At 53.6% G+C, this 16,272-nt stretch carries 10 protein-coding genes; 6 read left to right on the forward strand and 4 right to left on the reverse strand.

The window, feature by feature from the left end; genetic code table 11:
- Positions 1 to 260 precede the first annotated feature (260 nt).
- The gene (locus Poly59_RS13660; protein WP_146534673.1) at positions 261 to 3,152 is read right to left on the reverse strand and encodes an FG-GAP-like repeat-containing protein; all 2,892 of its coding nucleotides are present in this window, start codon (positions 3,150 to 3,152) and stop codon (positions 261 to 263) included.
- A gap of 406 nt (positions 3,153 to 3,558) precedes the next feature.
- Between Poly59_RS13660 and Poly59_RS13665 the strand changes: the two genes are divergently transcribed.
- Positions 3,559 to 4,029: an ISAs1 family transposase gene (locus Poly59_RS13665; protein ID WP_146534674.1), complete on the forward strand. Its 471-nt coding sequence runs from the start codon at positions 3,559 to 3,561 to the stop codon at positions 4,027 to 4,029.
- Positions 4,030 to 4,297: 268 nt separating this feature from the next.
- On the opposite strand, the gene Poly59_RS13670 is transcribed toward Poly59_RS13665, so the two are convergent.
- Positions 4,298 to 4,591: a hypothetical protein gene (locus tag Poly59_RS13670; protein WP_146534675.1), complete on the reverse strand. Its 294-nt coding sequence runs from the start codon at positions 4,589 to 4,591 to the stop codon at positions 4,298 to 4,300.
- 565 nt (positions 4,592 to 5,156) lie between these two features.
- On the opposite strand from Poly59_RS13670, the gene Poly59_RS13675 reads away from it, so the two are divergent.
- From Poly59_RS13675 to Poly59_RS13695, 5 genes are all read left to right on the forward strand, one after another.
- A complete protein-coding gene (locus Poly59_RS13675) occupies positions 5,157 to 8,090 on the forward strand; it encodes an FG-GAP-like repeat-containing protein (protein ID WP_186776241.1) in 2,934 nt (977 codons plus the stop codon).
- A gap of 201 nt (positions 8,091 to 8,291) precedes the next feature.
- Positions 8,292 to 8,471, forward strand: a complete 180-nt coding sequence (locus Poly59_RS13680; RefSeq protein WP_146534677.1) for a hypothetical protein — start codon at positions 8,292 to 8,294, stop codon at positions 8,469 to 8,471.
- A 94-nt stretch (positions 8,472 to 8,565) separates the two neighbouring features.
- Positions 8,566 to 9,729, forward strand: a complete 1,164-nt coding sequence (locus Poly59_RS13685; RefSeq protein WP_146534678.1) for a DUF1559 domain-containing protein — start codon at positions 8,566 to 8,568, stop codon at positions 9,727 to 9,729.
- 266 nt (positions 9,730 to 9,995) lie between these two features.
- Positions 9,996 to 11,999, forward strand: coding sequence for a DUF1592 domain-containing protein (locus tag Poly59_RS13690; RefSeq protein ID WP_146534679.1), 2,004 nt, complete (start codon positions 9,996 to 9,998; stop codon positions 11,997 to 11,999).
- Between the two features lie 101 nt (positions 12,000 to 12,100).
- Positions 12,101 to 13,381, forward strand: coding sequence for a DUF1552 domain-containing protein (locus tag Poly59_RS13695; RefSeq protein ID WP_390621486.1), 1,281 nt, complete (start codon positions 12,101 to 12,103; stop codon positions 13,379 to 13,381).
- 38 nt (positions 13,382 to 13,419) lie between these two features.
- Here Poly59_RS13695 and Poly59_RS13700 read toward each other — a convergent pair whose 3' ends face one another.
- Positions 13,420 to 15,057, reverse strand: a complete 1,638-nt coding sequence (locus tag Poly59_RS13700) for an ABC transporter permease subunit (protein WP_146535292.1) — start codon at positions 15,055 to 15,057, stop codon at positions 13,420 to 13,422.
- Positions 15,058 to 15,115: 58 nt separating this feature from the next.
- The gene (gene epmB, locus Poly59_RS13705; RefSeq protein WP_246151637.1) at positions 15,116 to 16,255 is read right to left on the reverse strand and encodes an EF-P beta-lysylation protein EpmB; all 1,140 of its coding nucleotides are present in this window, start codon (positions 16,253 to 16,255) and stop codon (positions 15,116 to 15,118) included.
- Between the last annotated feature and the right edge of the window lie 17 nt (positions 16,256 to 16,272).

Below are 16,272 nucleotides of genomic sequence, written 5' to 3' on the forward strand. Positions count from 1 at the left end.
TGCCCCCCTCGCCCAACTGACCTGATACGCTCATGCCGTACTGCCAACCGAGGGCGCAAGTGTCCGGACCAGAGACTGAGTTCAGCGATCCAGTCCCAGCGATCCAGTCCCAGCGATCCAGGATCAGTCACCCACAGCTGCATCGGACGGGTTCGCCCCCCACCACATCGTGACCGTCGACAACTGCGTCTCGGCCGACAAGCTTGCCCGTTTAATCATGCGCAAAGCAAACACTACACGATGATCTAGTTCGGCCGTTACTAATCGTGAGGCAGTCGCCTTGGCGTTGGAATTTTTTGCCCTTCGACAAATAAATAGCGATGATTAGCAAGCAGCGATTCATGGATCTGGAAACTGCCGGACGGCCAAGTGATTTCGATTTGATCGACGGCAATTGCACTTCCTATCCCAACGTGAAGCATTGATTCGTTCGTGCACATGTAGCCGTCGCCTGCTGTTTGCCAAAGCGTCCATTCTTCTTCGCCGACCCGAATTACAACGCGCGCACCAATCGCATCCCGCTCGCTCTGAACCCCCACGAGTTCGAGTTGCATCCAGTTTTCCGCTATCGTGTCATTTTGCAGGATAGCAGTCGGCTGATCCAAGTGATTTGCTACTAGGTCGATTCGGCCGTCACGATTCCAATCGAATTTGGCAAGCGTCCGACCAAGCTGCCGACGTTGCCAATAGGGACCTCCGATAAGCGGATCCTGCGTTAGGAAACCGCTAGATCCGCCGCGAACCAACTGCGCTGCCATTTGAAATGGAATATCGGCATATCGAGCGTCATAGATGTGCCCATTCAAGATTGCTAGGTCCAACCATCCGTCATTGTCGAAGTCGTCCGCTTGAATACCAAATCCAAGAACATCTTTAGACGGATCCACAAGCCCGTAATTATACGACTGGTCGATAAACAGCCCGGATGGTTCTTGCAAGAATAGGTTCATCGGTTCGTTGTAAAAGTTAGTGATCGCAACATCCAAAAATCCATTGCGATCAAAGTCGCCCGTCGTGGTCCCCATGCAGCCCTGGCTAAGCCCTTTCGCGCCGACGCTGCACCCCACCAATCCAGCGACTTCAGTCAATTCGAAATCATCGATCGTTCCTGCAATGGCCGACACGCTCTTCCAGAAATGATTCAAGTCCCCATCATTCGCAACAAAAATATCATTGCCATCTTTACCGTCAAAGTCGGTGACGACGATACCGAATCCGTAGTTGGGCAATTTATCGATTTGGTCCGCACCACTCCAACTACGAAACCTTCCATCACCGAGACTACGACGAATCCGGTCAGTCGCTGCTCTGAATCGCTGCGGCGTACAGTCAAGTGACTTGCCACGACATGGTCGTTGAAAAATCAAAGGATCGTCGACGTAATTGACTTCGATGATTTCGGGCAGACCATCACCGCTCAGATCCGCCACCGCAATACTTGATGTCCATTTTTCATCAGCAGGGTCCATCAGTAAATCCGAACGCTCACGAAATGTCCCATCGCCTTGATTGATGTACAGAACGTTGGAGCCGATATTGGCGACCAATAGATCTGGGAATCCGTCTTGATTGACATCGGCGGCGCAGACCCCCTGTCCAAATCCTTGATCCGCCGTTAAAGACGCGCCGCCAACCTCATCAAAACGAGCTTCGGGTAGATGCCGGTAGAGCTCGTTGGCGACTGAGCTTTTGTGTTTATTCGGGTCGCCATCCGACTGAGCCATGTACAAGTCGCAACGTCCATCCAGATCAAAGTCCAAAGCGGCGATCCCCCCGCCATTGGCTTGATGCAGCAGAAAGTTGCCGCTGTTGACGGAATACCCACTAGCAAAACTTGACGTTAAACCAACCTTGGGGGCGATGTCATGAAAGAGCAATGGATGCAAAAACGAATTACGTTCGACAGCATCGTTTGATATCGCAAGTGAATTCAAGTTCGGTTTGGGATAATCACGAAAGTCAAACCCCAACATCGTATTTACCCTGGCGAGACCGATATTTGCTGCCCCGGCCTTGGTTTCCCAAATGCGAATCTTTTCTTGTCGCTGCTGCAATTCCTGAAACCGGCTGTAAGGTGAGTTGCCCTGTTCAAAAGCAATTCGATACCAACCGTTCGCTTCCCACGGGCGTCCTAGTTTTTGAAGTTGATTTCCGATTTCCACTGCATGATCAGAATTCGCCATCGATGCTATTCGAAATATTCGATCGAGTGCCGCCAAAGTCTCTTGAACCACACTGAGCTTTTCGCTGTCGCCAATTCGAGTGAGTGCAGACAAAATTGAACGCAAAGCCGAACGAGCGGTTGGGTCACGCAGCAAGACTTCTCCAAAAGCATGAATTGCTTCTTGGTCGCGCCCCAGATGAACTAGCCAAAGACCAACCGCAGACCAGTATTCAGGGTACTCAGGTGCGCCATCAGGCACCTCAGCGAGCCACATTTGAAACCGATCAGAATCGCGAGTTTCGGCAAGCAACTGCCCCCTAAATGCTTCAATCGCTGGGGATAAGGGGCCAGCGAAATGTAAGCGATCCAACGTCGCAATGGCCAGCGCCAAATTTTCGCCGCCCACGTACTCGTAGCGCGCCTTGCACAAGTCGAAGACGTTTGTTGTCGTAGGATCAAGTATGGTCCGGAACGACACCAACTCGAACGGACCGGATGTATCGATCAGGCTCAAGAGTTCTCGCTGGGTAATCACGTTTAACTTGGCGATTTCCAACGTGTGACGTCTCGCCTCGAAACGGCGTCCCTGGGCATTCAACAACTCCGCCATCCCGCGATGGCCGCGAGGGTCATCGGGTGCGATTGCGATCGCGCGCATCATGTCCTGCTCTGCTTCAACCACGTTAGCGGCGTGCATGTGCCAGTTAAAGGCGAGCTGAAGTTCCGATACCGGGTCTGCCACTGCTGATTCGGCCAGAGCCAAAGCAACATCAGCCGCCTTCTCGTATTCACCTTGAGCAGCATGATCATTCATCAAACGCCGAAGAGCAACAACTGGATCGACGGACGTGGCCGCAGGCTCCATTTCAAGAGAAACATTGCGGCTCTGATCGTTTCCATTATTGTCGTGTTGGTTGCCGCAGCCGCCGCCCGCCAAAATTGCAACCAACACGAAAACAAAAATCGGACGAATTTCAATGGCGTTCATCTCACTGGTTGCTCCTGCCCCGCTTGGCCGCAACTGGAATCTCCGTTCAAAGTCATCGAAAAGTGGATCATAATTGCCAGTGAGCTGAGAGGCCTCGTGACACCAGCCTAGTGTAAGAGACAGAACAAATTCTAGTAGTTCCAAAATTTTCGCTCGCGATAAATTGCAGCATGGGCCGGCGGGTTCACAGCAGTGAGGCCAGGGCGATTGCGACACGAAGAAGGGTTGTTTGGGAGGTTTCTAAATATGAGCTCGAGAGCTCCGTCGCACGACCGACTCCATTCGATCCTGAAGCACATCAAGCCGAAAGAATTCGAAAGCAGCTTGCTCACATGGTCGACCAAGCGGCAAGATATCACCGACGGCCAAGTCATCGCGATCGACGGCAAGACGTTGCGTCGAAGCGATGATCACAAAAAACGGCAAGGCGGGCATTCCTATGGTCAGTGCTTGGGCCTCGGAGAACCATATCGGTCTCGGTCAAACGGTGTTCGATGCAAAGAGCAATGAAATCACTGCCATCCCGAAATTGCTTGAAATGATTGAGGTTGCTGGTGCTCTGGTCACGATCGACGCCATGGGCTATCGAACCGAGATCGCCGATCGGATCGTCGCCGAGAAGGCCCACTACTGCTTGGCCGTCAAAGGCAATCAACTCACTCTGCAAGAAGGACTGCATTCGTTTTTCTTGAAGCACTTGGAATATGATTTCGCAGAGATTGAAGTACGTCGATTCCAAAACCAGGAAAAGACACACGGACGCGAGGATCACCATTACGAATTCGTCTGCAAAGCCTCCAGGGACTTGCCTGACGCGTCTGGTTGGCGAGGACTCAAAGCGATCGGCATATCAATCAATGACACGAAGCGGCGATAGCGTCGAAGTTCGCTACCACATTCTTAGCCAGTACGTCTTGGGGACAAGATTCGACTCAGCAGTCCGCGACCACCAGGGAATCGAGAACAGCCTTCACTGGCAACTCGATTTGACATCCGGCCAAGTTCAGAGTCGCAACGGAAAAGGTCACGCCGATGAGAACTTCCGCACGCTTTTTAGGACGGCGTTGCGTCTCCTCAGGGATGAAAAGACAGCCAAATGTGGAGTGAAAAACAAACGTCTCAAATTTGTCTGGGTTGGTGACTGCTTAGCAAAAGTCGTGTTTGCAGCATGATTTACGGTGCAAACGCCCTGTTTGAGCCAGTACGTCGCCCCGAATGTCTTCTACGCCGACAGCGCCATTGGTTGTTTGCAAATCTAAACTAAGCGATGGCGGCATCGTGACCGCAACGATCACGACTCCCGGAATTCCGTTTGGGATTTCCGCACGAATGTCGGCAGTTCCCTGATTGACGACGTGGCCAATCATGATTTCATTGATGTTGTCGCGAGCTTCAATGACCGCATGCCGCGTAGGTTGCTTCGATTTGGATCGCGTCAATTTTGCCCTCGGCGCAGTGGATGCTACCGTTCACCGTGCGTAGGAGGCACCTTTCCGACGGAGGAATCGGGACGGCAAAGCTGTCTTGACGGTTGGCGTTTTCCATCCCAAGACTTGCGAAGAATCCGCAACCCACGCCGAACGCAATGCAAGCTCCAGCGAGGACAGGCAACAATGTCGTTGTGAATTTCTTGAAGTGTGGCGTCCGTCCGCCAGAACGAACAGGTACGTTTGGGTTCGATTCGCCCAGCGTATCAGCATCTTGGCAACGCGATCAACAAACTCACAAAATAATAGCAACGCAGACAAACCGACCCTCGCACCAATCGTCAATGAGATCACGCGCGGCTTTGCCGTTTTGGCTCGACGCCTTAGACACCAGCATTGCCGGATCTTGGCACAGCGTTTGGCAAACATTTGGTCAGGATCTGATCCGTGGTTTTCCCAGCTTTAGATCTGGTTTGCTAGGGTAGGGGGCCTCCACCTGCTAGACCATCGACCAAAGACCGTAATGATCCGAAACATTTTTGATTTGCGAAATGCGTCTTCTGGCGTGAAACAGTGTTTGAGATGTTCCACAGAAACAACACGAACTCACGCCGCTTGGCTGTTGTTGTTTTGTGCATTTTTGGGGTGTCGGCCAGCCGCACCCGGATCCCAGTTATCTGATACGCCAAGCGGCGGCCAAATCGACCAAGATCATCGCACCCAAAATCTAAACGACGACCTCGACGCGGTTGCTCTCGAGCGTGCGGGCGATTCGGCGTCCGCTCGGTCAGCACACGACCAAGCCATCGCGTACTACCAGCGAGCGATTGAAATGTCGCCCCAGCCAACGGCACAGTTGCTCGACAAGGTCGGCCGGCAATGGGTGACGCTGGGCCGTCCATTCGAAGCGCTGCAGGTGCTCGAATCACTTGTCGAAACATTTCCGGATGATGCAGCCCGACGCGCGGACCTTGCGGGACTGCAAGGTTCTCTTGGGCTAGAATATCGCGCCGCGGAACACCTGCAGTACTTGGTCCAGCACCAAATGGCGGGCGTGAACGAACTGATCATGCTGACGGACCTGACTCGGCCACAAACCGACAAGGCGATCTGCGAATATGCGCTGAAACACTACCCCGCTGATTCGCGTCCGAAGTACTCGCTTGCTCGGTCGCGTGCCTACGAAGGAAAGTGGGCAGACATCGTCGCGGATCTCAACGAGGTCTGCGAGCAATATCCTGACTTTATCGAGGCGTGGGCGTACTACGGTCGCGCGCTCGTCGAGTTGGACGACCGTCTGGGGATTCAAGCATGGTCCAAGAAACTGCCCAGCGGCATCGAAACCGAGCCATGCTATTGGTTGGCGGCTGGCCAGTGGGCAAAAAAGCAAGGAGACATGGCTGCGGCGGCGAACGCATTTTGGCACGCAGCCGAACGGAACCCAAACGACGGCGAAGCGTTAACTCAACTTGCCGCTTGCCTAACTGAACTCGGACGTATCAATGATTCGCAGCGCGTCAACGCGGCGGCCGGACTGGTCACCGCAATGCGTGACGATGTGGAAGGTCTGTTTTCGTGGCGCAACCATTCCCAGCGGGCTTCCGTTCGCATCGCCAAGTCGATGCAAAAGCTCGGGCGAACATGGGAAGCCGCCACGTGGGCTCGCATCGCAGTAGTCATGACCCAAGATCCGGACGACAGCGCCAACGAAGTATTTGCACAGATTCGGGCGACGATGACGGGAAAAACGCCGTGGCAGTCAAGTGAATTGATGGTCACACGATCAATCGATGTATCGAACTTGCCATTGCCAGAGTGGACCGATGAAACGGACCGCCTGACAAGCGGCGATGCAGAATCGAGCGGCAAGCAGTTTCACTTTGTCGACGAAGCTGCAATGCAGGGACTTGATCATGTTTGCAAAATCGACAAAGGCGATGGAACCGAAGCTGGTTTGTGTATTTATCAATCCGGTGCCGGCGGTGCGGGTGTCATCGACTTTGATCGCGACGGCTGGCCCGATTTCTATTTGACATCAAGCGACGGTGTGCCGAAGCAATCGAATTCCAGCCCCAATCGTTTGCACCGAAATTTGGACGGACGATTCGCCGACGTGACGAAAAACTCCGGAACCGGTGACCAAGGCTTCGCGCAAGGCGTTTCGGTAGGTGACTACGACAGCGATGGTTTTGCCGACTTGTATGTTGGAAACTTTGGCACCAACCGCTTGTTGAGGAACAATGGCGACGGAACCTTCACTGACGTCACGACCGAGTCAGGTTTAAGCGGGGCTCAGTGGACAACATCCGTCGCCTTGACGGATTTCAACAACGATGCCATCGCCGATTTGTACGAAGTCAATTACATCGCAGGCGATGAAGTGCTAACCCAAAAGTGCTTACTTGATGGCGGCCAAGAACATCGTTCGTGTGGGCCGCTGGTCTTTGCGGCAGAGCCAGATCGCGTTTGGCGAGGCGTCGGCGACGGCACGTTTATTGATGCGACCGAGGATTGGCTTGACGAACAGTCCCCAGGACGTGGGCTGGGGATCGTCGTCGGTGAACTGGACAACCAACCGGGGATGGACGCTTACATTGCCAACGACATGACAGCCAATCAGTTGTGGTCGGCACAAACACCGCCAGCCGAAGTGACCGACTCAGAAGGCTCGGCACCATTTCGGATGATTGAACAGGCAGCGATTCGTGGCTTGGCCTTCAACGCAAGATCGCTGTCCCAAGCATCGATGGGCATCGCAGCAGATGACTACGACAACGACGGTGACGTCGACTTTTATGTCAGTCACTTCACCGACGACTACAACACGCTTTACGACCAAGTCAGCCCTGGGATCTGGGCTGATCGCACAACGGCCGCGGACATGGTGACGCCGACGCTTTCGATGCTTGGATATGGCACACAGTGGATCGATGCAGACAACGATGGTCAGCTCGAACTCGCGGTCGCCAATGGCAACGTCGACGATTTCACGCACAATGACAAAGCCTATCGAATGCAAATGATGCTTTATCACCGACAAAATGACGGCCGGTTCACCGAAGTAAACTCGTCGACACTGGGGCCCTACTTCGACACCAAACGACTGGGCCGGGCGCTCGTTCGAGTCGATGCGAATCGCGATCAACAAACCGATCTGCTAGTGACGCATTTGTTTGATCCGGTTGCCCTATTGATCAACACAAGTGAATCGATAGGCTCGGCGACTGACACGATGGTGGGAAACTCGGTGACGTTCTATCTCGTTGCGAGGCATTCACACCGAGACGCCATCGGTGCACATGTATCGATCGAATTCGGTGAACAGTCGAGAACACGCCAGTTGCTTGCCGGTGATGGATACCAATGTTCCAATGAGCGGTGTCTGACATTCGGTCTCGGTGATGCTGATGTTGCTAAGCGAGTCACTATCGATTGGCCTAGCGGACACCGCCAGACGGTCACGAATGTTGCGACCAACACCGCGCATATCGTTGTCGAGGGAATCGAATAACGTCCTTCGATCGCGAATTGCCGAATGCTTTAAGGCGAAAGATCGTCCGCTACCGTAAAATAACACACCCAATATGCGCAAAACCTCATTGCCATTCTGGCTTGCGGGGATTCAACTGTCCAACTGTGTAAGTTGGCTGCACCAAAGGCGGAGTGACTTCACAGCCGTTCTATCTCAACATTCCCGTGGATTTCTTATCTTATGTTCAATTTCATCAAGCTCGCAGCCATAACGGTACTAATTCTACCATTCGTCATCGGTTGTGGAGTCGGAGCAGACACCACCGCCACGTCAACCGGCGTTGATGACAGTGTCGTCCATTCGCAAGAAACGATGGACGCGATGGAAGCCGACTATAAAGCTCAAATGCGAAGCGAGTAGTCGTTTTGCGTCTGTAAATAACAGCGTGTTTTTGTTCGCCCGTGTTTTTGCGCGGATCGAATTTTTTGCTTTTGTCTTATTTGGAAGGTGTTTAATGAAGAACTTTAGAAAGGCTCGGACTGGCTTTACGCTAGTCGAGTTGCTGGTCGTCATCGCCATCATTGGCGTGCTGGTCGGCCTGCTCTTACCCGCTGTCCAAGCGGCTCGTGAAGCGGCGCGACGAATGAGTTGCAGTAACAACTTCAAGCAACTTGGACTTGGACTGCACAACTACCATTCGGCGTTCAAGAAGCTTCCCAAACAGAGCGGCGGTACTTACGAAAACCCAGGTAATCGCAACCTTCAGAGTTTTCTGATCGGATTGACGCCGTTCATCGAACAGCAAGCGATTTGGGAAATGATCGCTAATCCCCGCGCAGTGAATCACAACGGCTCCGCGAAGAGCCCGGTATTCCCAGCGATGGGCCCTGTGCCGTGGGACCGAAACTACACGCCGTGGGTTACGCAAATCGGTACCTACCGGTGCCCAAGCGATCCCAATCAACCACCGGCGAACTTTGAAGGCTTCACCAACTACGCCGCTTGCATTGGTGACGGAATCGCTAGTAACAATCACTCATGCATTGATCAAAACGGACTTGAATTGGGTTGGTGTACACCACGTCGCGGATCCTACAATCGAGGGTTCTTCCAAACGCGGTACCAAACGTCATTTCGGGACATACTGGACGGGCTTAGCAACACCATTGCGTGTGGCGAAATCCTAACAGACAACGGCACCCTTGAAGTCAATTCGACGGTAGTCAATCGAGGCAACGATGCATCCTTTTTCATCACGCCATCGAACTGTGAAAGCACGATCGACCCGCTTCGCCCGAGCTTCCACGTGCAAGGTACGAATACCAACAATTGGGGTTCGTCCCAGAACAAGGGAATGCGATGGACCGATGGTCGTCCTGTAATGACAAGTGTCACAACAATCATGGCACCCAACAAAGTCAGTTGTGCTTATTCGGGTGACGGATCCGATGGAATGTTTACCGTCGGTAGCCGCCACCAAGGTGGTGCCCACGTCTTGATGGGTGACGGAGCAGTGAAGTTCATCACCGATTCGATCGAAGCCGGTGATAAAAACGCGAACTCACCCGCTTGGCCAGTGAACACCTCAACGACTCCACCAGGTGGCCAAAGCCCCTATGGACTTTGGGGTGCACTTGGTACTCGCGATACCCGAGAAAACGTTGCCGTTCCTGACTGATCAGCCTGCTACATCAACGCAAGACTTAGAAACCCGCGGGAGCCTTCTCGCGGGTTTTTTCATGCGCGGTTCGTTTGTTGGGCTGCAACGAAGATCGGGACCCCGCCATTGCCCCCCGATGGGACTTCGATTCCACCAGCGCGACGATCAATTGAAATTCGTTGCAGGAATCCTCTTCAAAATCAATCAATGGACTTGGTGTTTCGGTTCCAGTAGACTTGGTCTTCCCACCTAGCCTTCCCACCTAAAAATCCCACAGTTCTCCGATGTGGATTCTTCGCCTCGCGGCCTCTTGCATGATCCCCGTTGCGTTTTGCGCTGCTGCGATGAATGTCGGCGCAGGCACTGCGTGTGCTGATGAAAAAGACGCAGCGATTGCAGCCTGGGAATCGACCTACCAAAGCGACGTTTTGCCGATTTTGCGAGAACGTTGTGCTGAATGTCATCGTGGGGACGAGGCGGACGGTGGATTTGACCTCGACCGCTTCGCCAAATCCACGAGGCTTGCCAAAAAGTCGGATGTTTGGGATTCGGTTGGCAAACGACTTCGTCTAAACGAAATGCCACCCAGTGGAAGCCCTGGACTCAACGACCATCAAAAATCGATTTTGCATCGCTGGCTGGACGCGAAACCGGGACAAGATTTGTGCAACCAAATTGCAACCGACGAAACGAAAGCGTGGTACCGCGGTTATGTGATGAGTCGGCGTTTGACTCGGACGGAATACGTCAATGCGATGCGTGACCTGATTGGCATCGCAATCCGTGATCCATCGTCGATTCCTTCGGATGGATCCGGCGGCGAAGGCTTCGACACGGCGGGGGATTCATTGTTCACGTCAACGATCCATATTGAGCAGTACTTGTCGCTCGCTTCACAAATGATCGACTCGATCTTGTTGGCACCAGCCCAGAATGCCAGTGAAGGTCGCTCACCCGATCAACTCGCCGCGCGTGAACGACTGTTCGCCCCGACTGACAAAAACAGCACGTTGGATCGTAACGCAGCAAGTACGATCGTGTCGACGTTTGCCAGACGTGCCTGGCGCCGACCGATCGGCTCCGAAGAACTTGAACGCTTGCTTGCTCTCTACGATCACGCAAAGTCGAGAGACGCAGAATTTGACACGGCCGTTGGTCAATCTTTGAAGGCAGTACTGATCTCCCCGAACTTTTTGTTTGTCGTTGAAACCGAGACTGCCAAAGGTGGGGTCCAGCGTCTTACCCCCCATCAATTGGCGACCCGAATGGCGCTGCTTATTTGGTCGTCCATTCCGGATGACGAGTTGCTAGACGCCGCCGACGCAGGCGAACTTGACACCGACGAACAGGTGATCGCACAAACGCGTCGCATGCTGGCCGATCCGAAAGCTCGTGCGATCGGCGAGAACTTTGGCCTGCAGTGGCTCGGATTGGCAAATTTCATGACCGCCGTCCGTCCCGACGATGAAGTCTATCCAGAGTTCAACGAACAACTTGCTGGTGATCTACGCGAAGAAGCCATCCGAATGGTTTGGAGGCTGTTCAGTGAAGATCGTTCGCTTTTAGAAGTCATCGACAGCGACTCGATTGAAATCAACGGGCGTCTTGCTTCACACTACGGCGTCAACTTGCCCGACGACTCGTCGTGGCAGCGAGTCAAGACAAACGATCGACGTCGAGGCGGCGTGATCACGTTGGGCGCGGTGCTGATGTCGTCGTCGTATCCGCGGCGGACCAGTCCGGTTCTGCGAGGACGATGGATGTTGGAAGAAGTGCTTGGTGACCGTGTTCCGCCACCACCACCGGGTGTTCCCGCACTCGACGCTGTCGTCGCCGAACGACCGATGACACTACGCGAGCGACTGGAACTGCATCGCCAGAGCCCTGTCTGTGCATCATGCCACGACCGAATGGATCCACTAGGCTTCGGCCTAGAAAACTTCGACGGACTAGGTCGATGGCGGGACAAGGATGGTGAGGCGGACATCAATGCAACAGGAAAACTTCCAAGCGGCGAATCATTCGACGGTCCGGAACAGTTGAAACAAATCCTGATGACAAGGTCATCGGACTTTGAGACTCATTTTGTCAAAAAGATAGTTGGATTTGCCCTTGGGCGAGCACTTTCGAGCTTCGACGACTGCGTCATTCAGGATTGCCGAAAGGCATTGGCCGCCAACGACCACCGGGCGTCCTATGTGCTTGAGACAATCGTAACTAGCTATCCGTTTCAACATCGTTTTTTCAAAGCCGCTGAATCAGCAGCCGAATCTGACGTTCAGCCGTGAACCCAATCGCGAGTGCCAATATGAATCCGATGCAACCAGGCCAACGACGTCCCATCTTGTCACGACGACATTTCTTGCAAGGCAGCAGTGTGATGTTAGGGATGCCGTTGATGGGATCTCTTCACGCAAAAGAAAAGTCTGCCGATGAAACTTCGGCACCGCTTCGCACCGCATTCTTGTACTTTCCCAATGGCGTTTGGGAAAAAGACTGGGTTCCACAGACGACCGGCAGCGACTTCAAGCTTTCTCCTTCACTTGAACCGCTTGCGAAAGTGCGAGATGACATTTTAGTGCTTTCGGGACTCGACAAACTGAACAGCCATAACGGCGATGGCCACTATGCAAAGACGGCCAACTTTTTGACCGGAATGCCTGTCGTGAAAACCACCGGCAAGGACATCAGCAGCGGCGGTGTTTCGGTTGATCAATTGATTGCCAAACATATTGGTAACCAAACGCCGATTCCATCCCTGGAACTGGGAACCGAACCAGTCATCAGCGGCATCGACAGCAATGTTGGATTCACGCGGCTTTACGGGTCGCACATTTCATGGCAAACCGCGACCCGGCCAATCGCAAAAGAGATCAATCCGCACACCGTCTATCAGCGTCTGTTCGGCAAGAAATCGGACACCGACAACCGCGAGGCTGAATCGCACACGAACTTGCTGGACTATGTGCTGGACGATGCCAAACGCATTCGCGGGAAACTGGGACGCGATGACCAATTCAAGATGGACGAGTACTTGGATGCCGTTCGCGCGGTTGAACGAAGAATCGAATTTTCTAGTCGCAATGCAGCGCGTTCCTGGGAACCATCGCCCGAAGAGAAACGTGTCGCTGGAATTGATCCAGGAATGCCGACCGAGTTTCCAGAACACATCGACGTAATGCTGGATTTGATGGTGTTGGCGTTCCAAACCGACTCGACTCGTGTCGCGTCCTTTATGTTTGCTAACGACGTTTCGTCCCGCAACTTCTCATTCATCGATGGCGTGAAAGGCGGACACCATGAACTGTCTCATCACGAAAACAACGACAGCAAGATCGCTCAGTACCAGAAGATCAATCGCTGGCACGTCGAGAAGTTTGCACGGATGCTGGAAAAGATGAAAGCGATCAAAGAGGGCGAGGGCACCTTACTAGACAACAGCATGATCATGTTCGGGTCGAGCTTTTCCGACGGCAACCGACACGACCCCGACAACTTGCCAATCGTGTTGGCTGGTCGTGGTGGCGGTTCATTGAAAACCGGTCGCCACTTGGCTGCCGACGGAATGGTTCCGCTTTGCAATCTGTACCTGTCGATGCTACGGCAACATGGAATCCCGCAAGAGAGCTTCGGCGACAGCAACGGTGAACTAGCCGGCCTGCGCGGTTAAACGGCGCAATAAAACGGCAAAGCTAGGTTGACCGCGTTCTATTCGGACAGTCCGCGGCGGGCTCGCAAACGTGCCACCATTGCAGCAGTCGCGGCAGCGATCAACACAATGCTGAAGGCAAAGTAGCCCAACACAACCTTTAAGTTGCCAAGATTGGCGGGATCACCGTCTGGATTACGTTTTAGATTTTCGTCGAGCGGAATCGAAAACAGTGCGGAAAACGGACTCGTCACGCCCATCCACTGAGCCGACATGATCTGTTCCGGTGCAAAGTCCAGGATCTCCATCAGAGTTGTGATCGTTGGCGGCGCGACATACAGCAGTAGCAAGATGACGTAAGTGCTGAGCAACGCGATGGATGTTTTCTTGGCGAACAACGAACTCGTTAACGCCACCACCGCATTGACCAAACAAACCGCCAAGACAATCGCGAACATGGCGATCACGGCCGCCCAGTTGGACCAAAAACTAGTGTTCAGCGCCGTGCCCAGTAGTAACGGCCACAGCAAGAAGCCCGTCAGAACGGCCGAGATCCGGAAACCGACGACAAACTTACCCCACAGAATTTGCCATGGCGTCAGCGATGTCGTTAGCAACAGGTCAAGCGTCTCGCGTTCTCGTTCGCTTGTCATGCTGCCGGCCAGAAAAACGGGACCGACCAACATATTGAACACGATCACGTAGACCGAAAACCAAGCGCATCGATCCATCATCCAAAACAGAAACACGCCCATCAACGGGATCGCCAAAAGCATGCTGATTTGAATCACCAGCCTTAACATCAGCGTCCCTTGACTGAAGATCTCGCTGTGCATTTCTTTGTCGTAGACAGGGTTGGTTCCGTCCGCCATCAACTCTTGTTTCTTTGGCGGCGCAAACAACCGGTCCGGAAACTGGTCCGGCTGGATCACCAGACCGACCGCTTGTTCGGATTCCTTTTCCAAGTCGATCACATCTTTGCCTTCGCTGCCCACATCCGGCGGGTACAGCATCCGACCGGCAGCAGACGCACACATCAAAATCACCGCCGACAGCACAAATGCCGGAACGACCAAGACTGCCAACTTCAAACGCAATTCGCCATTGCCTTCGAGCGACCACCAAAACAGGACCGCTCCCATCACCAGCGGCAAGATCAACAAATAACTGACTACCAGCGAACTGCTGGTCCGCGAAAAATAGCTGCTACAAAAAACACCGATCGCGCCGAACAGAATGACGGAGACGATCAATCCCAAATACGCCGCCAACACTTCGTAGACGCTAACGCCGCCCAGCGGCAAACACAGCACGATGATCGGCAACGACGCCAGAATCAGCATGCCCAGGTGAGTTAGCGAAGCCACCATCTTGCCGAACACAATCGCCCCCGGACGCAGCGGGCTGGCTAATAACATTTCGTACGTGCGCCGTTCTTTTTCGCCCGTGATCGTGCCCGCAGCAAAGCTTGGCGCCATCAGCGACGCGATCACGTATTGACCCAAAAAGAAAATGTTGACCAGCTTCTTGGCACTCGGTGGGTTGGTCGTCAAATCAAGGCGTTGATCGGTCGGCCAAGCGATCAGAACAACTCCGGCCAACAGCAACTGGTAAACCGCCAGCAATAGAAACGCACGGTTGGTTCGCAAATTGACCAACAGTTCGCGTTGCAGAACAGGATTCTCGAAAACGTACATCAGCGTTCCGCTGGCTTTGGTCGGGATATTCGTCAGCAATGTTCAAAACGAATGCTGCCTAAGATAACCGAGTCTTCGACGCCTCGCCGGCTTGTTCGACAACATAGGTCGGAACGGCATAACCCGGCAAACGTTTCGTCAACTGATCGATCAGGTCGCGTCCAGTCGATTCAGATACTTCGAAATGGGCCGCACCTTGAACACGATCAAGTTGGTGCAAGTAATATGGGCTGATTCGGTGATCAACCAAGCGGGTGCAAAGCTGAGCAAGTGTTTCAACATTGTCATTTACACCTCGCAACAGCACGGCTTGATTCAAGACCGGAATGCCCGCGTCAATCAACTTGTTAGTCGCCGCGACCACGGCGTAATCGATCTCCGCAGCGTGATTGGCGTGGATGACAAACCAAGCCGTCAAACGACTTTGCCGCAGCCGATCAACCAAAGCGTCGGTGACTCGCTGGGGAATGACAACAGGCATGCGAGAGTGAAAGCGAATCCGTTGGACGTGCGGGATCGACTCGATTTTCGATATCAAGGCATCCAGTTTCGCATCAGTAAGCGTAAGCGGATCACCACCACTTAGGATGACTTCGTCAACACTAATGGACTTTTTCAAATACTCGATTGCCGGACGATAGTTGTCATTTTGCGAGCCGGCATCGGAATAGGGAAACTGACGCCGAAAGCAGTAACGACAATGGACTCCGCAAGCCCCCGTCGTTACGACCAGCGCCCGTCCACCGTACTTGTGCAGCAACCCGCCCGCAACAAGCGCCTGCATGTCGCCAACCGGATCGGATGAAAACCCAGGCCGATCAAGGTCATCTTCCGCCGAGATCGGCATGACTTGCATTAGCAGGGGGTCATTGGGATCGCGATGGCGCATTCGGCGGAGAAATTCGAGTGGTACAAAGGTCGGAAAATCCGACTCTCCGTCCGGGGAATTCGCAGCGGGCAGATCAAGGGCCTCACGAAGTTGCGCCGACGACCGAATTGCGCGTTTCATTGCCACTTGCCACGACACGACGTCGGCGAGATCATCCTTGGCCGAGTTGCAACCCATCGGGACAAGACCGGGGGATGTCGCTAGAATTTCGACCGAAGGGATCGCCGAGACACGATTACCCGGACTGGTTGGAAGACCATCGCCCGGCGAATTGGCTGCCAAACGGTCGTCTTGAGTGATTCGACTCAACAAAAATCCCCGCACAT

The sequence above is a fragment of the Rubripirellula reticaptiva genome, from assembly GCF_007860175.1.
GTDB lineage: Bacteria > Planctomycetota > Planctomycetia > Pirellulales > Pirellulaceae > Rubripirellula > Rubripirellula reticaptiva.

Coding starts and splice junctions, on each gene's coding strand:
- Poly59_RS13660 (WP_146534673.1), bottom strand. CDS start 3,152: ATGAACGCCATTGAAATTCGTCCGATTTTTGTTTTCGTGTTGGTTGCA.
- Poly59_RS13665 (WP_146534674.1), top strand. CDS start 3,559: ATGATCACAAAAAACGGCAAGGCGGGCATTCCTATGGTCAGTGCTTGG.
- Poly59_RS13680 (WP_146534677.1), top strand. CDS start 8,292: ATGTTCAATTTCATCAAGCTCGCAGCCATAACGGTACTAATTCTACCA.
- Poly59_RS13685 (WP_146534678.1), top strand. CDS start 8,566: ATGAAGAACTTTAGAAAGGCTCGGACTGGCTTTACGCTAGTCGAGTTG.
- Poly59_RS13690 (WP_146534679.1), top strand. CDS start 9,996: ATGTGGATTCTTCGCCTCGCGGCCTCTTGCATGATCCCCGTTGCGTTT.
- Poly59_RS13695 (WP_390621486.1), top strand. CDS start 12,101: ATGCCGTTGATGGGATCTCTTCACGCAAAAGAAAAGTCTGCCGATGAA.
- Poly59_RS13700 (WP_146535292.1), bottom strand. CDS start 15,057: ATGTACGTTTTCGAGAATCCTGTTCTGCAACGCGAACTGTTGGTCAAT.